Here is a 20,213-nt window from a genome sequence, read left to right on the forward strand (position 1 = left end):
GAGCTGCGGCGCGGCGGCCAGCGCGTGAGCGTGGCGGCCACGCGCGAGGTGGTGCTCAGCGCGGGCAGCATCGGCTCGGTGCAGATCCTGCAGCTCTCGGGCATCGGCCCGGCGCCGGTGCTGCGGGCCGCGGGCGTGGAGGTGAAACACGAGCTGCCCGGCGTGGGCGAGAACCTGCAAGACCATTTGCAGATCCGCTCGGTCTACAAGGTGCAGGGCGGCAAAACGCTCAACACCCTGGCCAACTCGCTCTGGGGCAAGGCCAGCATCGGCCTCGAATACGCGCTCAAGCGCAGCGGCCCCATGAGCATGTCGCCCAGCCAGCTCGGCGCCTTCACCAAGAGCGACCCGGCGCAGCCGCACGCCAACCTTGAATACCACGTGCAGCCGCTCAGCCTCGACGCGTTTGGCGAGCCACTGCACAGTTTCCCGGCCTTCACCGCGAGCGTCTGCAACCTCAACCCCGGCAGCCGCGGCCATGTGCGCATCCGCAGCGCGCGCGGCGAAGACGCGCCCGCCATCGCGCCCAACTACCTCTCCACGGCCGAAGACAGGCAGGTCGCGGCCGACAGCCTGCGCGTGACGCGGCACATCGTGGCGCAGCCGGCGATGGCGAAATACAAACCCGAAGAGTTCAAGCCCGGCGTGCAATACCAGACCGACGACGAGCTCGCGCGCCTGGCCGGCGACATCGCCAGCACCATCTTTCACCCGGTGGGCACGACCAAGATGGGGAGCACCGACGACCCGCTGGCCGTGGTCGACAGCCACCTTCGCGTGCGCGGCGTGGCCGGCTTGCGCGTGGTGGACGCGGGCGTCATGCCCACCATCACCAGCGGCAACACCAACAGCCCGACGTTGATGATCGCGGAGAAGGCGGCGCGCTGGATCGCGCGCGGCATCTGACTCCGCGCTACCGGATCCCGCCCACGTAGCGCGTGTCTGGCCCGTCGCCATCGCTTCGTTTGCCACCGCCAAAGCCCGAGTGCAGCGAAGACTCGCGGAACCCGCTCGCCGCCACCGAGTCGGCGAAGCCACTGGGGCGGCCGCTGGCCCGGGGCGGCGGCGTCTGCGCCGCGCGCAGGGCCTCGGTGGCACTTTGCAGCAGGGGCTTGCGCACGGGCGCGCCCATGCCGGTGCTGGCGGTCTCCAGTTTTTCAGCCCAGGGCAACAGCTCATCGAGGCCCTCGCTGGCCGCCTTTTCGCGGGCGAAGCGCACGATGGCGCGCGCGTAGTCGGCGTTGGTGGCCATCCACTCGGTGTCGGTCACGCGCCCCGTCTTGCGGCGCAGCAACACATGCAGATGGGCGGCGGTGGCGAAGATTTCGGTGGAGGTCATGGCGGCGTCCTTCCTACAACAACGAGCGAAGTGGTGCAAACCCCAGGGCACCGCCGGGCCGGCTTTGCCGGACGGCCAGTGCCGCCTCCCTTGAGGGGGGTGACGCGAAGCGGCGCGGGGGGTGCATCTCAATGACCAAGCTGTTCGTTGTGCAGCGCCAGATCGAGCCCGGTGCGTTCGTCCACCTCGTGCACGCGCAGGCGCGCCACCCGCGAGGTGATCCACAGCACCACGCCGGTCATGACCAGGCTGTAGGCCAGCACGGCCACGCAGGCGATCAGCTGCGTCAGCACGCTGCCCTCGACCCCGGCGATGGCCGGGTCGGCCAGCAGGCCGGTGAGCAGCGCGCCCACCAGGCCGCCCACACCGTGCACACCGAACACGTCGAGCGAATCGTCGGCGCGCAGGCGGCGCTTCAGGCCGGTGGCACCCCAGTAGCAGACCGCTCCCGCCACCAGCCCGATGATCAGCGCGCTGCGCAGCGTGACGAAGCCTGCGGCCGGCGTGATGGCGACCAGCCCGGCCACCACGCCGGAACACAGGCCCAGCAGCGAAGCGCGCTTGCGCGCCAGCCATTCGGCGGCCATCCAGGAGAGCGCGCCCGCGGCGGCGGCGATGTGGGTCACGGCCAGCGCGAGCCCGGCGCGGCCGTCGGCGGCGAGTGCCGAGCCGGCGTTGAAGCCGAACCAGCCGACCCAGAGCAGACCGGTGCCGGCCATGGTCAGTCCCAGGTTGAACGGGATGAAGGGTTCACGGCCGTAGCCCTGGCGCGGGCCGAGGGCGTAGGCGCAGACCAGCGCGGCGGCACCGGCGTTGATGTGCACCACGGCGCCACCGGCAAAGTCCAGCGCACCGAGCTGGGCCAGCCAGCCACCCGGCTCCCAGACCCAGTGGGCCACGGGCGCGTACACCAGCAGCAGCCACAGGCCGGCGAACAGCAGCAGGGCACCGAAGTGCATGCGCTCCACCAATGCGCCCACCACCAGCGCGCAGGTGATGATGGCGAAGGTGAGCTGGAACATGGCAAACACCGACTCGGGCACGTGGGGCGCGATGTGGCTCACGGCCACCTGGCCGGTACTGCCCAGGTAATCGAGCCCGGCAAAGCCCATGCGCTGGGCGCCGCCGATCCAGCCCGCCAGCGCGCCATCGCCGGGCGTGAACGCCAGTGAATAGGCCAATGCGAACCACAACACGCTGACGACGGCCGCGATGCCGACCACGCTGGCCATGGTGTTGATCACGTTGAGGCGGCGCACCATGCCGCCATAAAAGAGCGCGATGCCGGGCAGCGTCATGAGCAGCACGAGCGCGGTGGACACCATGAGCCAGGCGGTGTCGGCCCCGCTGAGGGTGCTGATGGCGGCGAGCGCCGGGCCGGGCAGCGTGGCCGCTGCGTCGGCTGCGGGGCTGGTGGCCACGAGGGGTGCGGTCTGCGCACAAGTCAGCGAGGGGATGGCGAGAGCCAGCCCAGCCGCCACGGATCCAGGGGATCTACGGTTTTGGTGCATCTTGTTACCTTTTCCAACGACCAGTGACACAGAGCACATCCTGTGCCACCCGTGCGAAGAACCAAGGGAAACCCCCGATGCACAGCGCTGGTGCAAAGTATTACAGTCACACCACTCGCACACAGCGCCCAGCGCTGGTGACCGCGGGAGGACCGAGGAGACAACCCAGTCCAACCAGAAAGAATGGTTTCAGCGTCCCAAGAGATGCCACGTATCACAGGCCGACCCCAAAAGGGTCGGCTTTTTTTTGCCCGTGCGGGCGGCACGCGGTTTTCTGAAGATGAATTGCGACCTTCCGTTTTGTATATGGAAGTGGAATGCATCTGTCCACTGCCGTATTGACCGGGTTTTGAATCGACAAAATCTGTCAGAAAATATTGATGCAAATCAATGCGTTAAACGCTTTGATCGGTGTTTTCCCTTGGTTGGCCCATCGTGGCCTGGCGATTGCAAACGGTCACACACCTGCCTGCAACGGCGGGACCCGGTTCTGCCCCACACCAGCCAACGGAGACAAACCCATGATGGAAACCTTTTACGAGGTGATGCGCCGCAAGGGCATTTCGCGCCGCAGCTTTCTCAAGTACTGCTCGCTCACCGCCACCTCGCTCGGGCTGGCGCCCTCGTTCGTGCCGCAGATCGCGCACGCGATGGAAACCAAGCCGCGCACGCCGGTGCTCTGGCTGCACGGTCTGGAATGCACCTGCTGCACCGAATCGTTCATCCGCTCGGCGCACCCGCTGGCCAAGGACGTGGTGCTCTCCATGATTTCGCTGGACTACGACGACACCCTGATGGCCGCCGCCGGCCACCAGGCCGAGGCCATCCTCGAAGAGATCATGACCAAGTACAAGGGCCAGTACATCCTGGCCGTGGAAGGCAACCCGCCGCTGAACGAAGACGGCATGTTCTGCATCCAGTCGGGCAAGCCCTTCATCGAGAAGCTCAAGCATGTCGCGAAAGACGCCAAGGCCATCATCGCCTGGGGTTCGTGCGCCTCGTGGGGCTGCGTGCAGGCCGCCAAGCCCAACCCGACACAGGCCACGCCGATCCACAAGGTCATCACCGACAAGCCCATCATCAAGGTGCCGGGCTGCCCGCCCATCCCCGAGGTGATGACGGGCGTGATCACCTACATGCTGACCTTCGACAAGATCCCCGAGCTGGACCGCCAGGGCCGGCCGAAGATGTTCTACAGCCAGCGCATCCACGACAAGTGCTACCGCCGCCCCCACTTCGACGCCGGCCAGTTCGTCGAGACCTGGGACGACGAGTCCGCGCGCAAGGGCTACTGCCTCTACAAGGTCGGCTGCAAGGGCCCGACCACCTACAACGCCTGCTCCACCGTGATGTGGAACGAGGGCACCAGCTTCCCGATCAAGGCCGGCCACGGCTGCATCGGCTGCAGTGAAGACGGCTTCTGGGACAAGGGCTCGTTCTACGACCGCCTGACCGACATCCACGCCTTCGGCATCGAGGCCAACGCCGACGAGATCGGCGGCACGGCGGCCGGTGTGGTCGGTGCCGCGGTCGCGGCGCATGCCGCCATCTCGGTGGCCAAGCGCTCGCGTGACAAGACCGTCGAGAAAAAAGCCGCGTCCACCAACAGCTGATCCAGAACAACGAGGAAGAACACCATGGGTGCTTACGAAACACAGGGCTTCAAGATGGACAACACCGGCCGGCGCATCGTCGTCGACCCGGTCACGCGCATCGAGGGCCACATGCGCTGCGAGGTCAACCTCGACAGCAACAACGTCATCCGCAACGCGGTGTCCACCGGCACCATGTGGCGCGGTCTGGAGGTGATCCTGAAGGGCCGCGACCCGCGCGACGCCTGGGCCTTCGTGGAACGCATCTGCGGCGTCTGCACCGGCTGCCACGCACTCACCTCGGTGCGTGCGGTGGAAGACGCGCTGGGCATCAAGATCCCGCTGAACGCCCACCTGATCCGCGAGATGATGGCCAAGACGCTGCAGGTGCACGACCACGCGGTGCACTTCTACCACCTGCATGCGCTGGACTGGGTCGACGTCGTGTCCTGCCTGCAGGCCGACCCGAAGAAGACCAGCGACCTGCAGCAGATGGTGTCGCCCGCGCACCCCATGTCGTCGGCCGGCTACTTCCGCGACGTGCAGAACCGCCTGAAAAAGTTCGTCGAGAGCGGCCAGCTCGGGCCGTTCGCCAACGGCTACTGGGGCAGCAAGGCCTATGTGCTGCCGCCCGAGGCCAACCTGATGGCCGTGACGCACTACCTGGAGGCGCTGGACCTGCAGAAAGAGTGGGTCAAGGTGCACACCATCTTCGGTGGCAAGAACCCGCACCCCAACTACCTGGTGGGCGGCGTGCCCTGCGCCATCAACCTCGACGGCAACGGCGCCGCCGGCGCCCCGATCAACATGGAGCGGCTGAACTTCGTGCAGGCCCGCATCCAGGAAATGATCGACTTCAACAACAACGTCTACATCCCGGACGTGCTGGCCATCGGCACCATCTACAAGAACGCCGGCTGGCTGTACGGCGGCGGCTTGAGCGCCACCAACGTGGCCGACTACGGCACCTACGAGAAGGTGCCTTATGACCACAGCACGCACCAGCTGCCCGGCGGCGTGATCCTCGACGGCAACTGGGACAAGATCCACGCCATCGACCCGCGCGACCCCGAGCAGGTGCAGGAATTCGTGAGCCACAGCTGGTACAAGTACGGCGACGAAACCAAGGGTCTGCACCCCTGGGACGGCGTCACCGAAGCCAACTACGCCCCCGAAGGCCCGAACTTCAAGGGCACGCGCACCAAGATCGAGAACCTCGACGAAAGCGCCAAGTACTCGTGGATCAAGAGCCCGCGCTGGCGCGGCCACGCGGTCGAGGTCGGCCCGCTGTCGCGCTACATCCTGGGTTATGCCCACGCGATGCAAGGCAACAAATATTGCCAACGCGTCAAGGAGCAGGTGGACGGCGCGGCGGTGGCGATCAACAGCGCGATCCCCAAGGCCCTGGGCCTGCCCGAAACCAACTTCACGCTCAAGCAGCTGCTGCCCACCACCATCGGCCGCACACTGGCCCGCGCGCTGGAAAGCCAGTACGCCGCCGAGATGATGATGGACGACTTCAAGCAGCTCATCGGCAACATCAAGGCCGGCGACACCAGCACCGTCAACGCCGACAAGTGGGATCCGTCCACCTGGCCGAAAGAGGCCAAAGGCGTGGGCACGGTCGCCGCACCGCGCGGCATGCTGGGCCACTGGATCAAGATCAAGGACGGCAAGATCGAGAACTACCAGTGCGTGGTGCCCACCACCTGGAACGGTTCGCCGCGCGACACCAAGGGCCAGATCGGCGCCTTCGAGGCCTCGCTCATGAACACGCCCATGGTCAACCCCGAGCAGCCGCTGGAGATCCTGCGCACGCTGCACAGCTTCGACCCCTGCCTGGCCTGCTCGACCCACGTGATGAGCGAAGACGGCCAGGAAATGAGCAGAGTCACTGTGAGGTGAGATGACCCCCCTGCGCCGCTTCGCGTCGTCCCCCCAGGGGGACCACGCCCTGGGACCGGCAAAGCCGGATCCTCGGCGTGCGCTGGGTTGGGGCACGCCATCCCGGAAATGAAATCAACCCACACTAGGAGAGAGACATGCAATCCAAGAACATCCGCCGCCTGAGCGCGGCCGCGCTGATGGCCGGCCTGGCCGGCGCCGCCCAGGCCCACACCGGCCACAGCACCCACAGCCTCATGGAAGGGCTGGTTCACCCCTTCGGCCTGGACCACCTGCTGGCCATGGTGGCCGTGGGCGTGTGGTCGGTCAGTGCCCTGCCGCAAGGCAAGGCCTGGCAAGGCCCGGCCACCTTCCTGCTGGCGCTGGTGGCGAGCGCCGCGCTGGGCGCAGCGGGCGTGAGCCTGCCGTTCCTGGAGCAGGGCGTGGCGCTGTCGGTGGTGCTGTTCGGCGCCATGCTGGTGCTGGCCCGCCAGCCGATGCCGGCCGCCGTTGGCCTGGGGCTGGTGGCCGCGGCGGCTTCGCTGCACGGCCTGGCGCACGGCGCTGAAACGCCGGCCACGGGCTTCGCGGGCTATGCCTCGGGCTTCCTGCTGACCACGGCCGCGCTGCACATCGGCGGCGTGTTCGCCGGTCTCGGCATCCGCCGCGCGCTGAATGAGCGCAGCGGCTGGGCGCTGGGGGGCCTGGGCACGGTGCTGGGCGCATCCGGCCTGGTGCTTTTCGGTCAGCTGGCGGCCTGACGGCCACCCCGATCCACGGCAACCGCACTTTGGAGGCCACCATGTCCACCACGTCCCCCGAACGACTCGCCGATGTCACCGGCATCGACGAGAGCGCCGTCTCGCACGGCCAGGCCACCCGGTCGGTCTATGTGTACGAAGCGCCCGTGCGCCTCTGGCACTGGATCAACGCGGCGTCCATCACCGTGCTGGCCCTCACGGGCTATTTCATCGGCCAGCCGCTGCCCACCATGCCCGGCGAGGCCAGCGCGCACTACCTCATGGGCTACATCCGCTTCGCGCACTTCACGGCGGGCTACCTGCTGGCCGTGGGCTTGCTCGGCCGCGCCTACTGGGCGCTGGTCGGCAACCACCACGCGCGCGAAATCTTCTGGGTGCCGATCTTCCAGAAGGCCTACTGGAAAGAGGTGCTCACCATGTTCAAGTGGTACGCCTTCCTGATCCCGCGGCCGGGCCGCTACGTGGGCCACAACCCGCTGGCGCGACTGGCCATGTTCGCGGGCTTCCTGATGCTCTCGATCTTCATGATCGTCACCGGCTTTGCGCTCTACGGCGAAGGCTCGCAGATGGGCTCGTGGCAGGAACAGATGTTCGGCTGGGTGATCCCGCTGTTCGGCCAGAGCCAGGACGTGCACACCTGGCACCGCATGGGCATGTGGGCGCTGATCATGTTCATCACGTTGCACATCTACGCTGCGATCCGCGAAGACATCATGGGTCGCCAATCCATCGTGTCCACCATGATCTCCGGCCGCCGGACGTTCAAGGACTGATGTCATGAAGCCGGTGGCCGCCAGCTGGTCCATCCCGCCGCGGGGCGTTCCGGTGCGCACGCCCATGCACCCGGGGCGGCTGCTGGCGCGCACCTGCCTGGCACCGCTGGGGCTGAGCCAGAGCGAGGCGGCCCGTGTACTGGGCCTGTCGCGCCGTCGGCTGCACGAGCTGGTGCACGGCCAGCGGGCGATGTCGCCCGACACCGCCATCCGCTGCGCGCGGCAGTTCGGCATCGACGCCGGTTTCTGGCTCGCGCACCAGGCCGCCTGGGACAGCTTCCACGCCTGGAAGCGCCTCTGTTCCGGTTCGGTCACCCCTTCCGTCTCTCACTGAGTTTTTCGGGACCACCCACCATGAGCGCCCATCCGTCCGAATCCACCTGTCACCCCGGTGGTGACACCCCCGCCCAGCCGCAGACCATCGTGGTGCTCGGCATCGGCAACCTGCTCTGGGCCGACGAAGGTTTTGGCGTGCGCTGCATCGAAGCGCTGCAACGCCGCTTCGAGTTCGCCGAACACGTGTCGCTCATCGACGGCGGCACCCAGGGGCTGTACCTGATCCAGCACGTGCAGGCGGCCGACGCGCTGCTGATCTTCGACGCCATCGACTACGGCCTGGAGCCCGGCACGCTGAAGCAGGTGCGCGACGACGCCGTGCCGCGCTTCATGGGCGCCAAGAAGATGAGCCTGCACCAGACCGGTTTCCAGGAAGTGCTGTCGCTCGCGCAGCTCACCGGCAAGTACCCGCAGCAGGTGCTGCTGATCGGCTGCCAGCCGCAGGAGCTGGAAGACTACGGCGGCAGCCTGCGCCCGGTCGTGAAGGCCGCGATGGAGGAGGCGCTGGCCCTGGGCGTGGAGCAGATCGCGCGTTGGGGCGGCGAGCCCGCACCGCGCCGCACGCCGCTGGGCGAACGCGAGGCCGTGACCATGGACGAGCTGGCCTTGGCCGCCTACGAAACGCAGCGCCCCGCGCCCGAAGCCGCATGCCGCGAAGGCGACGAGCGCTTCTTCCCCACGACAGTGGAGAACTGAACCATGTGCATCGGCATGCCCATGCAGGTCACCGCCACCGAGCCCGGCCACGCCTGGTGCGAGGGCCGCGGTGAGCGCCGCCGCGTGACCACCGCGCTGGTCGGCCCGCTGGAGCCGGGCGACTGGTTGCTGGTGTTCCTGGGCGACGCGCGCGAACACATCACCGCCGACCGCGCCGCCGAAGTCAATGGCGCGCTGGACCTCGTGCTCGGCGCCATGCAGGGCTTCGACGCCAGCGGCGACGCGGGCTTTGTTTTGCCTTCCCGGATGACCGCCGAGCAGCTGAAGCAGCTCTCCGGTCAGTTTTAAAAAATTCACTCAGGAGACCTCCATGAACACCGCCACAGAAACCCCCAGCCGCGCCTTTGCGCTGCCCGTGCCCGACACCAACCCCGCGCCGCCGTTGGTGATGCGCCTGGCGCGCGACTTCAGCGCCGCCTGGGTGGATGAGACCACCGTGGCCGCGTGGAGCGCGGGCGGCGGTGACCGCGTCGTGCTGCTCGCCGGCGACCCGGTGCGTTTCCCCGAAGGCCAGGACGTGGCGGCGGTGCTGCCCGAGCTCATGAAGAGTTTCGCCAACCGCTTCCAGATCGCCGTGGTGCCGCGCGACAACGAGGACGCGGTGGCGCGCCGCTACGGCTCGCAGCGCTGGCCCACGCTGCTGTTCTTCCGCGACGGCCAGTACGTCACCGCCATCGCCGGCATGCAGGACTGGGACGTGTACCTGAGCGGTGTGGCCGCTGCGCTCACGATGCCGCCTTCGCGCCCGCCCACCATCGGCATCCCTGTGGTGAGCCAGGGCAGCACCAGCAGCGACAGCAGCTGCCACTGAACCCCACAGACCACCAAGGACACCCCATGAAAGACTTCCCCATTCCGCTCGTCGCCCTCGGCCCGGGCACCCAGTCCGAAGACGAGTCGCTGGACTACCTGCCGATGCCCAAAGACATGGACACCTACCGCCCGCCGGTGCTGCCCGAGCCCGAAGAGCTGGCCGGGCGTGACGCCGCCCGCGCGGTGCTCGGCCAGGTGCTGGCGCTGCTGGACCGCACGGCCGAACGCGGCCCGGGCGGCCAGGTGTCGCTGACCGCATTGCCCGCGGCCGACCTGCGGCTGGTCAACCAGATCCTGGGCGAAGGCGAGGCCAGCGCCCTGGTGCGCGAAGAGGACGGCGCGCTCGAAGTGCGCATCCAGGAGTCGGTGCTCGCGGGCGTGTGGCGCCTCATCACCTTCCGCACCGTGGACGGCGAGCGCAACCTGATCGACGACGTGATCGAAGTCGGCCCGGTGCCTGCGCTGCTGCGCGCCATCGCGGTGGACGACGTGTGGCCGCAGGGCGCCATGCCGCACTGGGCCGGCCCGCTGCCACCCAACGTGCAGAACGCGCCCCTGCTGGTGGAAGAGATCCGCGACCAGGTCGCAGGCTGGAAACCCGGCCAGGTCTCGCACGTGGTCAACCTCACGCTGCTGCCGGTCACGCCCGAAGACATCGGCTTTCTCGACCACCACCTCGGCACCGGCCGCGTGCTCATGCTCTCGCGCGGGTACGGCAACTGCCGCATCTCCAACACCCGCTTGCCGAACTGCTGGCGCGTGGTGTACTACAACTCGATGGACAAGGTGATCCTCAACACGGTCGAGGTGGTGGACATGCCCGAAGTGGCCATGGCCGCCCCTGAAGATCTGCGCGACTCACACGAGCGCCTGGCCGACGTGATGAATTATTTAGAAGGGGTGTGACCATGGCCGGCGCAGACCTCTCCAACGGATTCGAGGGCTTTGAAGGCTCGTACCTGGGCAACCGCGAGGTGCTGCGCCCCGGCTCGCGCCTCGAATGCAAGATCTGCTGGTGGATCTACGACCCGGCGCTGGGCGACCCGCAGTGGCAGATCGCCCCCGGCACGCCGTTCGCGGACTTGCCCGCCCACTGGCGCTGCCCGAACTGCGACTGCGAGTCCGATCAATTTCTGCTGCTGCCGGCCGAAGAAGGCTGAGCCCATGTCTGCACCATCTCAACCCACCCCCGAATGGCTGGACCAGCGCGTTTCTGCGCTGGTCACCCATTTCGTGCGCGTGCAGACCGAACGCATGGTGGGCATCCCCTTGCTCAACCCGGCGCTGTCGGTCGAGGCGGTCGGTTTTGAATGGGGGGGGGATGCTGAAGAGGGCTCAGAGGCGGTGGCCGAAGGCGTGCTCATCACCCCCTGGTTCATGAGCCTGCTGCGCCTGCCTTCGGTGAACGGGCCCCATGGCAACCGCGTGGGGCGCAAGGCCGTGCGCGATTTCGGCAGCGAGCGGTTTGACTTCATCGGCGCGCACGATCCCGCCATCGGCTACCACGAGACCTGCGCGCTGTTTTCTCCCATGAACGGTTTCACCAGCCAGGACCTCGCGCGCGAAACCGCGCTGGCTTCGCTGGCGCTGGTCCGCCCCGCACCCGAAGCACCCGAGCTGGCGCCCGTCGCGGCCGAGCCGCTGCCACCGCGCCGCGCGTTCTTCATGGCCCGCCGGCCAGACGCGGGAGCTGCTGTATGAACCCCCGCCCGGCCGTTCCGAAGGGGGTTCGCACCGCAACCCGAAGGGTGGAGGTTTCCCAATGAGCACCGCGCTGTCCTCGCTGGCCGGCAGCCTCCGCGTGGCACCGGGCGCGCCGCTGCCGCTGGCCCTGCAGAGCAGTCGCCAGGACTGGGCGCCGCGCCTGGCCCGCGGTCAGGCGGTGAGCGCCTTGCCCGGCCTGATGGCCAGCCTGTTCAACCTCTGCAGCCACGCGCACCGCCTGTGTGCCCAGCTCGCCATCGAGGCTGCCGCACCCGGCCTGCTGCCCGCGCCGCAGCAGGTGGCGCAACGCCTGCGCACCGAGACCGCGCAGGAACACATCCGTCGCATCGGCCTGGACTGGCCGCGCCTGCTGGCCGCCGAGCCCGGTCCTGCGACCACAGCCTGGGCCGATGCCGCACACGCCGCGTTGCAACGCTGCCCGCTGCTGTGGCCGGTGGCCACGCTGCCGGCCGACCCCTGGCCCGCCACCCTCACCTGGTTGCAAGACGAGCTGCTGCAGATGCCGCCCCACACCTGGCAACGCGCCTGGAATGCCTGCGGTGCCGATTGGCAAAACGACTGGAGCCGTCGCCACAGTGGCTGGCTGCCCTCGTTGCTGCGCGCCGCACGCGAGGCGGACCTGCCGAACACGCTGGCCCACGCCAAAGCATTGCACGCCCATGCCGATGGGTCTGACCAGCGCACGCTGTCCGCCGCGCTGGCGCTCCAAACCGGCTTTGCGCTGCACCCGCTGTGGCACAGTGCCTGCGCCCACACCGGCAGCTGGACGCGCTTGAATGGCATGGACGTCGAACTGCCCCTGAGTCCCTGGGCGCTGCTGGGCAGCCGCATCGCCGAGCTGATCCGCCTGTGTCAGCCCGACGCACCGGGCCAGAGCGGTGCCGGCTGGTTGTCCTTTGGTTCGCTCCGCACCGGGCCACGCCAGGGCATGGCCTGGGTGGAGATGGCGCGTGGCCTGCTCGTGCACCAGGTGGAGATCGATCAACCGGCCGGCGATGCGCCGGCGCGCGTGGCCGCCTGCCGTGTGCTCGCGCCGACCGAATGGAATTTCCACCCGCAGGGTGTGGTGGCGCAATGCATCGCCGGGCTGAACGCCACCGAGCCCGCCGCCACTGTGGAGCGCCGTGTGTGCCTGCTCATGGCCGCCTTCGACCCCTGCGTGCCGTTTGACGTGACGCACAGGGTGTCGACCGTGAAGGAGTCGCAACATGCATGAAGCCAGTCTGGCCGGTGGCGTGTTGCAGCTGGTCGAAGACACGGCCGTGAGCGAGGGCTTTTCACGCCTGCTGTCGCTGCGGCTCGAAGCCGGCCAGCTCGCGGGTGTGGACGTGCGTGCGCTGCGTTTCGCGCTGGAGAGCCTGGCGCCCGGCACGGTGCTCGACGGTGCGTTGATCGAGATCGAAGAACCTCCCGGCCAGGCCTGGTGCATGGGCTGCGCCCAGACCGTGGCAATCGCCCAGCGCGGTGACGCCTGCCCGAGTTGCGGCGGCTACCAGCTACAACCCACGGACGGCATGGAATTGCGTGTCATCGACATGCAAGTCAGTCATGATTGAGTGAACCAGGAGACAGAACATGTGTGTCGTATGTGGATGCAGTGACAACAGCCCGGCCCATGCCCGGCATATCCAGACCCACGCGGGCGAGGCCGGTGTGGTGCGGGTGAACCTCGGCAACGGCGACCTGCATTTCGGTGCGGGTGCGGCCCGCGTCTCGGTGCCCGGCATGAGCCAGGCGCGCGCCATCAAGCTGGAGACCGACATCCTCGGCGCCAACAACCGTGTGGCGCAGCAGAACCGCGCGCACTTCGAAGCGCACGGCGTGACCGCGTTGAACCTGGTGTCGAGCCCGGGCTCGGGCAAGACCACGCTGCTCTGCGCCACCATCGAAGCCCTCAAGACCCATGCGCCCGGCTTGCACGTCGCCGTGATCGAAGGCGACCAGCAGACCAGCTTCGACGCCGACCGCATCCGCGCCACCGGCGCGCCCGCGATCCAGGTCAACACCGGCAAGGGCTGCCACCTCGACGCGCCCATGGTGAGCGAAGCCTTCGCGCAACTGCACAGTCATGACCACCACGATCACGGGCATGGTCACGCGCACGATCACCACCACGTTGGCGATCACAGCCTGCTGTTCATCGAGAACGTGGGCAACCTGGTCTGCCCCGCCGTGTGGGACCTGGGCGAAGCCGCCAAGGTCGCCATCCTCTCGGTCACCGAGGGCGAAGACAAGCCGCTCAAGTACCCAGACATGTTCGCGGCCTCGCAGCTCATGATCCTCAACAAGACCGATCTGCTGCCGCACGTGAAATTCGACGTGGCGCGCTGCATCGAACTCGCCCGGCGTGTGAACCCCACCATCGAAATCCTGCAGCTCTCGGCCACCACCGGCGAAGGCATGGACGCCTGGCTGCACTGGCTCGACCACGCCATGGGCCACGGCCATCACCACCACGAAGAACCTGACACCGCAGCCGTCTTGCGGCAACGTGTGCAGCAACTCGAAGCCGAGCTGGCCCAAGCCCGCGCAGCGCTGTCTGCGGACGCCACGCTCTGACCCGCTGCCCGCCATGAACACCGCGCCTTTGCCCACCGTGCTCGCCTGCGGCGCCTGGCTGAAAAACGCCGCCTGCCTGCTGGTGGATGGCGCGCCGGTCTGGTCGGCGGTGCACGGCGACCTCAGCGACCCGGCGGCCTGCGCCGCGCTCGAAGCCTCGGTGGAGGCCCTGCTGGCCGGCCACGGCGCGCCCATCGCCGCCGTGGCGCACGACCTGCACCCCGACTTCTTCAGCACCCAGCTCGCGGTGCAGCTCGCCGCCTCGCTCGGCGTGCCCGCCGTCGGCGTGCAGCACCACCACGCGCACATCGCGGCTGTTGTCGCTGAGCACCGTATCGACGGCCCTGTCATCGGCCTCGCGCTCGATGGCGTGGGCCTGGGTACAGACGGCCAAGCCTGGGGCGGTGAACTGCTGTGGGTGGACGGCGCGCTCTGGCAGCGCCTGGGCCACCTGCTGCCGCTGGCTTTGCCCGGCGGCGACCGTGCCGCGCGCGAGCCCTGGCGCATGGCGGCCAGCGCGCTGCACGCGATGGGCCGTGGTGAGCAGATCGCTTCACGCTTTGCATCACAGGCCGGCGAGGCCGTGGCCGCTGGCGTGCAGCAGATGCTGGCCAAAAACCTGAACTGCCCGGCCACCAGCAGCACCGGCCGCTGGTTCGACGCGGCGGCCGGCGCGCTGGGCTTGAGCGTTCGCCAGGCCGACGAAGCCCAAGCCGCCATCGCGCTCGAAGCCGCCGCCGCGCGCTGGCTCGCCCAATACCCGGACACTGCCCCGTTGCGCGGAGCCGTGATCGACACCCAGAACCGCCTCGACCTGCGCGGCCTCATGCCCGCTCTGTTCGACGCTGGCGCCGATGGCGTGGACGCCGCGGCCGCGGGCTTCCACCTCGCGCTGGCCGACGCGCTGGCCGACTGGGCCACGCAGGCCGCCCAAGAACGCGGCAGCCGCGACGTGTGCCTCGGCGGCGGCTGCTTCTTCAACGGCATCCTGCGCGAGCGCGTGACCACGCGCCTGCAGGCGGCAGCGTTGCGTGTGCACCGGCCGCTCGACAAGGGCTGCGGCGACGCCGGTCTCGCGCTCGGCCAGGCTTGGGTCGCAGCACAGCAATTGGCGGCGACCCCGCAGAACATTTCGTCAAAGGAAACCGAACCATGTGTCTAGCCATTCCCGCGCTCCTGGTGGAGTTGCGCCCCAACGACCAGGCTGTGGTGAACCTCGGCGGCATCCGCAAGGAAATTTCCATCGCCCTGGTGGCCGACGTGCAGGTGGGCGACTACGTGATCGTGCACGTGGGCCACGCCATCGGCGTGATCGATCCGGAGGAGGCCGAACGCACGCTGGCGCTGTTCGCCGAGATGGCACAGCTCGCGCCCAATCCAGCACCGGTGGTACCAGCATGAAATACATCGACGAATTCCGCGACGGCGATCTCGCCCGCCAGATCGGCGCACGCATCGCCGCCGAAGCGCACCCGGATCGCAGCTACAGCTTCATGGAGTTCTGCGGTGGTCACACACACGCCATCAGCCGCTACGGCGTGCTGGAGTTGCTGCCGCCCAACGTGCGCATGATCCACGGCCCGGGCTGCCCGGTCTGCGTGTTGCCCATCGGCCGCATCGACCTCGCGATCCGCCTGGCCTTGGAGCGCGGCGCCATCGTCTGCACCTACGGCGACACCATGCGCGTGCCGGCGTCGGACAGCCTTTCGCTCATCAAAGCCAAGGCGCGCGGCGGCGACATCCGCATGGTCTATTCCGCGGCCGACGCCATGGCCATCGCACGCGCGAACCCGCAGCGCGAGGTGGTGTTCTTCGCCATCGGTTTCGAGACCACCACGCCGCCCACGGCGCTCGCCATCCGCGACGCGGCGCGCGAGGGACTGGCCAACTTCAGCGTCTTGTGCTGCCACGTGCTCACGCCCTCGGCCATCACCCACATCCTCGAATCGCCCGAGGTGCGCCAGCTCGGCACGGTGCCCATCGACGGCTTCATCGGCCCGGCGCATGTGAGCATCGTCATCGGCTCCGCGCCCTACGACCACTTCGCCGAGGAATACCGCAAACCGGTGGTGATCGCCGGCTTCGAGCCGCTGGACGTGATGCAGGCGATCCTGATGCTGGTGCGCCAGGTCAACGAGGGGCGCGCCCATGTGGAAAACGAGTTCACCCGCGCCGTCACGCCCGAGGGAAACCTCAAGGCCCAGGCCCTGGTGTCCGAGGTGTTCGAGCTCCGGCCGAGCTTCGAGTGGCGCGGCCTGGGCGAGGTGCCCTACAGCGCGCTCAAGATCCGCGAGAGCTTTGCCGCCTTCGACGCCGAGCGCCGCTTTGACCTGAACTACACGCCCGTGGCCGACAACAAGGCCTGCGAGTGCGGCGCGATCTTGCGCGGTGTGAAGAAGCCGACCGACTGCAAGATTTTTGGCACCGTCTGCACGCCCGAAAACCCGGTCGGCTCTTGCATGGTGTCGAGCGAAGGCGCCTGCGCCGCGCACTACACCTACGGCCGTTTCCGCGACATCCCCATTGTCGTCACCACCGCCACCGAAGAGGCCACCCCATGAGAACCGACATCGAGCAACCCGCCGGTGGCGAGGCGCCCGCGCCCAAGCCGGTGAAGAAGAACTACATCCGCCCGCTCGACATCAAACACGGCCGCATCGACATGAGCCACGGCGCGGGCGGCAAGGCCGCGGCGCAGTTGATCGAGGAGCTGTTCCTCGCGGCCTTCGACAATGAATTCCTGCGCCAGGGCGACGACGGCGCGGTGCTGACGCTGCCGGCGTTCGACCCGGCGCAAGGCCGCCTGGTGATGGCGACCGACGGCCATGTGATCTCGCCGCTGTTCTTCCCCGGTGGCGACATCGGCTGCCTCTCGGTGCACGGCACGGTGAATGACGTGGCGATGTCGGGCGCAAAGCCGCTGTACCTGAGCGCGAGCTTCATCATCGAAGAAGGCTTTCCGCTGATCGAGCTGCAGCGCATCGTGAAGAGCATGGCCGCCGCGTCGCGCGAGGCCGGTGTGCCGGTGGTCACCGGCGACACCAAGGTGGTGGAGCAGGGCAAGGGCGACGGCGTGTTCATCAGCACCACCGGCGTCGGCGTGCTGCCGCCGGGCGTGCAGATCAGCGGGCGCAACGCGCGGCCGGGCGACGTGCTGCTGCTCTCCGGCAGCATTGGCGACCACGGCGTGGCGGTGCTCTCGCAGCGCGAATCGCTGGCCTTCGAGACCACGATTCAGAGCGACACCGCCGCGCTGCACACCCTGGTCGCCGCCATGCTGGCCGCAGCCCCGGGCGCCGTGCGCGTGCTGCGCGATCCCACGCGCGGCGGCCTCGCCACCACGCTCAACGAGGTGGCGCGCCAGTCGGGCGTGGGCATGCTGTTGCAGGAGGCGGCGATCCCCGTGAAGCCGCAGGTGGACGCAGCCTGCGAGCTGCTGGGCCTGGACCCGCTCTACGTCGCCAATGAAGGCAAGCTGATCGCGGTGGTGGCGCCGGAGTTCGCCGACGCGGTGCTGGACGCGATGCGCGCGCACCCACTGGGCTTTGACGCGGCGCGCATCGGCGAGGTGACGGCGGACCCGCACCACTTCGTGCAGATGGCCACGCGCTTCGGTGGGCGGCGGGTGGTGGACTGGCTGAGTGGAGAACAACTGCCACGGATTTGTTGATCCCCCCGCGCCGCCTGCGGCGTCACCCCCCCCAGGGGGCAACGCTGGCGGCCCGGCGAAGCCGGTTCCGCGGCGTTCTGGGTTGGGGCACTTCGCGTCGGGTGATGAGAGCCATATCGGTTGAGGTCGGGGCCCATAACAAGAGACGAGGAGACGGGCATGTCGAGTGGGGTGTTTCAGAAGACCGAAAGCGGCAAGGCCGAGATCGCCCGGCGGCAGGCGGGGCTGTCGCCCGCCACGCGCACGGTGCTGATCATGGTCAATGGAAACGACTCGGTGAACGTGCTGGCGGCGCGTGGTCTGCCGCAGCTGCAGGGGCATCTGGACACACTGCTGGCGCTGGGGCTGATCGAGCCGGTGGTGGCCCGTGCTGCGCCTGTGGCACCGCCATTGCCGCCACCTGCCGTGACGCAGTCGCCCGTGGTTCCACCCGTGATCGAGGCGCCGCTGACCGCGCCGGCCCCGGCCTCCGTGCCCGCGCAGGCGGCGACCGCCGGCCCGGGCCTCGACGCGCTGCGCCGCAAAGCCCTGGTGCATCTGGGCAACCATTTCGGACCCGACACGCCCCTCGTGGCGCAGGCCCTGCTGGGCGCGCGCAGCGTGGCCGAGTTCAACGCCGCGCTGGACGGCATCGAGTCGAAACTTGCCATCTACATGGGGCGCAAGCAGGCCGCGCGCGAGCTGCAGGCGCTGCGCCCCGCCACCTGAACACCCGATGAACCCCTTGCGCATCCTCCTGCTCTGCCACAGCTTCAACAGCCTCACCCAGCGGCTCTTCGCCGAGCTGCGCGCGGCGGGCCACACCCTGAGCGTGGAGCTCGACATCGCCGACAGCGTGACCGAAGAGGCCGTGGCCCTGTTCCGGCCCGACCTGGTGCTGGCGCCGTTTCTCAAGCGCCGCATTTCGGCGGCGGTGTGGCAGCGGGTGACCTGCCTCGTGGTGCACCCCGGCCCGCCGGGCGACCAGGGGCCGTCGGCGCTGGACTGGGCGGTCTGGCGCGGCGAGCCGCACTGGGGCGTGACGGTGCTGCAGGCCAACGGCGATTTCGACGCCGGCCCGGTCTGGGCCCATGCCTCGTTTGACATGCGCCCGGCCACCAAGGGCAGCCTGTACCGGCGCGAGGTGACGCAGGCCGCGCTGCGGGCCACGCTGGCCGCCGTGCAGCGCTTCGCTGGTGGCGAGCGCGAGGCGCCACCGCTCCAATTCGCCGCCGGGCCGCCCCAAGGCGAATCAGCCCCCTCGGGGGGCAGCGACCCGCGCAGCGGCGGAGCGTGGGGGCGTGGATGGCAACCTCTCTTGCGCCAGAACGAACGCGCGGTTCACTGGGCCGAGGACAGCACCGCCACCGTGCTCGCCAAACTCCGCAGCGGCGACGGCCAGCCCGGTGTGCTCGACGCGCTCTGGGGTCAGCCCTGTTACCTGGGCGATGCGCATCCGGCCAGCGCCACCACAGTGGCCGAATTCAGCGATGCCGACCCCGGCGCCTTGCTGGCCGTGCGCGACGGCGCGCTGCTGCGCCGCACGGTGGACGGCGGCGTCTGGATCGGCCAGGCGCGCCGCGCCGATCCGCCGGACACGGACCCGGCGCACCGCAGCTTCAAGCAGGTGGCGGCCGAGCTGTTCGCCGCCGAAGCGGCCAGCCTGCCGCAGCGGCCGGCGCCGCTGGAGCGACCAGACGACGAGTGGGGCGAACTGCGCTACACCGAACACGGCCCCGAGGGCGCGCGCGTGGGCTGCCTGGGCTTCGATTTCTACAACGGCGCCATGTCCACCGCGCGCTGCGAGCGCCTGCGCGCCGCGCTGCTTCAGGTGCGCGAGCGGCCCACGCAGGTGCTGCTCTTGCTGGGGGGCGAAGGTTTTTTCAGCAACGGCATCGACCTCAACAGCATCGAGGCCGCGGCCCACCGCGCGGGCGACAGTGCGGCCGATGCCTCGTGGCGCAACATCCAGGCCATGAACGACGTGGCGCTCGCGGTGCTGCAGACCACCGACCGGCTCACCGTCAGCGTGCTGCGCGGCAACGCGGGGGCCGGCGGTGCCTTTCTCGCGCTGGCGGCCGATCAGGTTTGGGCGCACGGCAGCGTGGTGCTCAACCCGCACTACAAGAACATGGGCAACCTCTACGGCTCCGAGTACTGGACCTACCTGCTGCCGCGCCGCTTGGGCGAGGCCGGTGCGAAAGACCTGATGGCGCAGCGCCTGCCGCTGCTGGCCGTCGAAGCGCTGAAGATCGGCCTGATCGACCACAACGATGAGGGGCCGCGCGATGGCTTCGAAGAACGGTGTCTGGAGCGCGCGCTGGCGCTGGCCGCCTCCTACAATCTAAGCGGAGAGTTGGCAGCCAAACAGACCCGGCGCGAGCAGGACGAAGCCCATCGTCCGCTGGCCCATTACCGCGAACAGGAACTGGCGCGCATGCACCGCAACTTCTACGGCTTCGATCCCAGCTACCACGTGGCGCGCCACCACTTCGTGCACAAGCAGCCGCACGCCTGGACACCCCGCCATCTGGCGGTGCACCGGCTGTGACAC

General features: G+C 68.7%; 23 protein-coding genes. 21 read left to right on the top strand and 2 right to left on the bottom strand.

What is annotated here, in order from left to right:
• Positions 1-906: GMC family oxidoreductase (locus F3K02_RS27625; RefSeq protein ID WP_246309565.1), on the top strand; the 906-nt coding region annotated here is incomplete at its 5' end.
• Positions 907-913: 7 nt separating this feature from the next.
• Here F3K02_RS27625 and F3K02_RS17190 read toward each other — a convergent pair.
• Positions 914-1,339 carry a hypothetical protein gene (locus F3K02_RS17190; protein WP_246309669.1) on the bottom strand — a complete coding sequence of 142 codons (426 nt, stop codon included), beginning with the start codon at positions 1,337-1,339 and terminating at the stop codon, positions 914-916.
• A gap of 128 nt (positions 1,340-1,467) precedes the next feature.
• Positions 1,468-2,850, bottom strand: a complete 1,383-nt coding sequence (locus F3K02_RS17195) for an ammonium transporter (protein WP_177136862.1) — start codon at positions 2,848-2,850, stop codon at positions 1,468-1,470.
• A gap of 524 nt (positions 2,851-3,374) precedes the next feature.
• Here F3K02_RS17195 and F3K02_RS17200 point away from each other — a divergent pair.
• The 20 genes from F3K02_RS17200 to F3K02_RS17295 all read left to right on the top strand — a co-directional run bounded on the left by F3K02_RS17200 (position 3,375) and on the right by F3K02_RS17295 (position 20,210).
• The gene (locus F3K02_RS17200) at positions 3,375-4,463 is read left to right on the top strand and encodes a hydrogenase small subunit (protein WP_177137532.1); all 1,089 of its coding nucleotides are present in this window, start codon (positions 3,375-3,377) and stop codon (positions 4,461-4,463) included.
• Between the two features lie 24 nt (positions 4,464-4,487).
• Positions 4,488-6,347, top strand: coding sequence for a nickel-dependent hydrogenase large subunit (locus F3K02_RS17205; RefSeq protein WP_177136863.1), 1,860 nt, complete (start codon positions 4,488-4,490; stop codon positions 6,345-6,347).
• Between the two features lie 137 nt (positions 6,348-6,484).
• Positions 6,485-7,087: a HupE/UreJ family protein gene (locus F3K02_RS17210; RefSeq protein WP_177136864.1), complete on the top strand. Its 603-nt coding sequence runs from the start codon at positions 6,485-6,487 to the stop codon at positions 7,085-7,087.
• Between the two features lie 41 nt (positions 7,088-7,128).
• Positions 7,129-7,860, top strand: coding sequence for a Ni/Fe-hydrogenase, b-type cytochrome subunit (gene cybH, locus F3K02_RS17215; RefSeq protein WP_177136865.1), 732 nt, complete (start codon positions 7,129-7,131; stop codon positions 7,858-7,860).
• A 4-nt stretch (positions 7,861-7,864) separates the two neighbouring features.
• Entirely contained in the window at positions 7,865-8,194 is a 330-nt protein-coding gene (locus tag F3K02_RS17220; RefSeq protein ID WP_177136866.1) for a HigA family addiction module antitoxin, read from the top strand.
• A gap of 20 nt (positions 8,195-8,214) precedes the next feature.
• A complete protein-coding gene (locus tag F3K02_RS17225; RefSeq protein WP_177136867.1) occupies positions 8,215-8,892 on the top strand; it encodes a HyaD/HybD family hydrogenase maturation endopeptidase in 678 nt (225 codons plus the stop codon).
• Between the two features lie 3 nt (positions 8,893-8,895).
• Positions 8,896-9,201 carry a HypC/HybG/HupF family hydrogenase formation chaperone gene (locus F3K02_RS17230; RefSeq protein WP_177136868.1) on the top strand — a complete coding sequence of 102 codons (306 nt, stop codon included), beginning with the start codon at positions 8,896-8,898 and terminating at the stop codon, positions 9,199-9,201.
• 22 nt (positions 9,202-9,223) lie between these two features.
• Entirely contained in the window at positions 9,224-9,724 is a 501-nt protein-coding gene (locus tag F3K02_RS17235) for a thioredoxin domain-containing protein (protein ID WP_177136869.1), read from the top strand.
• A 26-nt stretch (positions 9,725-9,750) separates the two neighbouring features.
• The gene (locus F3K02_RS17240) at positions 9,751-10,632 is read left to right on the top strand and encodes a hydrogenase expression/formation protein (protein ID WP_177136870.1); all 882 of its coding nucleotides are present in this window, start codon (positions 9,751-9,753) and stop codon (positions 10,630-10,632) included.
• Positions 10,633-10,634: 2 nt separating this feature from the next.
• The gene (locus F3K02_RS17245) at positions 10,635-10,886 is read left to right on the top strand and encodes a rubredoxin (protein ID WP_177136871.1); all 252 of its coding nucleotides are present in this window, start codon (positions 10,635-10,637) and stop codon (positions 10,884-10,886) included.
• 4 nt (positions 10,887-10,890) lie between these two features.
• On the top strand, positions 10,891-11,427 hold the full coding sequence (hybE, locus tag F3K02_RS17250; RefSeq protein WP_177136872.1) for a [NiFe]-hydrogenase assembly chaperone HybE: 537 nt from the start codon (positions 10,891-10,893) through the stop codon (positions 11,425-11,427).
• Positions 11,428-11,488: 61 nt separating this feature from the next.
• The gene (locus tag F3K02_RS17255; protein WP_177136873.1) at positions 11,489-12,667 is read left to right on the top strand and encodes a hydrogenase formation protein; all 1,179 of its coding nucleotides are present in this window, start codon (positions 11,489-11,491) and stop codon (positions 12,665-12,667) included.
• Complete coding sequence (locus F3K02_RS17260; RefSeq protein WP_177136874.1) at positions 12,660-13,007, top strand: hydrogenase maturation nickel metallochaperone HypA/HybF; 348 nt, start codon at positions 12,660-12,662, stop codon at positions 13,005-13,007. Before F3K02_RS17255 ends, F3K02_RS17260 begins: the two co-directional genes overlap by 8 nt.
• A 19-nt stretch (positions 13,008-13,026) precedes the next feature.
• On the top strand, positions 13,027-14,010 hold the full coding sequence (hypB, locus tag F3K02_RS17265; RefSeq protein ID WP_177136875.1) for a hydrogenase nickel incorporation protein HypB: 984 nt from the start codon (positions 13,027-13,029) through the stop codon (positions 14,008-14,010).
• A gap of 13 nt (positions 14,011-14,023) precedes the next feature.
• Entirely contained in the window at positions 14,024-15,172 is a 1,149-nt protein-coding gene (locus F3K02_RS17270; protein ID WP_177136876.1) for a Kae1-like domain-containing protein, read from the top strand.
• Entirely contained in the window at positions 15,163-15,411 is a 249-nt protein-coding gene (locus tag F3K02_RS17275; RefSeq protein WP_177136877.1) for a HypC/HybG/HupF family hydrogenase formation chaperone, read from the top strand. The genes F3K02_RS17270 and F3K02_RS17275 overlap by 10 nt, the downstream gene beginning before the upstream one ends.
• A complete protein-coding gene (gene hypD / locus F3K02_RS17280) occupies positions 15,408-16,571 on the top strand; it encodes a hydrogenase formation protein HypD (protein WP_177136878.1) in 1,164 nt (387 codons plus the stop codon). The genes F3K02_RS17275 and hypD overlap by 4 nt, the downstream gene beginning before the upstream one ends.
• Positions 16,568-17,680, top strand: coding sequence for a hydrogenase expression/formation protein HypE (hypE, locus tag F3K02_RS17285; RefSeq protein WP_177136879.1), 1,113 nt, complete (start codon positions 16,568-16,570; stop codon positions 17,678-17,680). The genes hypD and hypE overlap by 4 nt, the downstream gene beginning before the upstream one ends.
• 159 nt (positions 17,681-17,839) lie before the next feature.
• Positions 17,840-18,388 (top strand): hypothetical protein, encoded by a 549-nt coding sequence (locus F3K02_RS17290; protein WP_177136880.1) that lies wholly within the window; start codon positions 17,840-17,842, stop codon positions 18,386-18,388.
• A gap of 7 nt (positions 18,389-18,395) precedes the next feature.
• Positions 18,396-20,210: an enoyl-CoA hydratase-related protein gene (locus F3K02_RS17295; protein ID WP_177136881.1), complete on the top strand. Its 1,815-nt coding sequence runs from the start codon at positions 18,396-18,398 to the stop codon at positions 20,208-20,210.
• Positions 20,211-20,213 lie beyond the last annotated feature (3 nt).

Source organism: Hydrogenophaga aromaticivorans (assembly GCF_013387465.1).
Taxonomy (GTDB): Bacteria; Pseudomonadota; Gammaproteobacteria; order Burkholderiales; family Burkholderiaceae_C; genus Hydrogenophaga; species Hydrogenophaga aromaticivorans.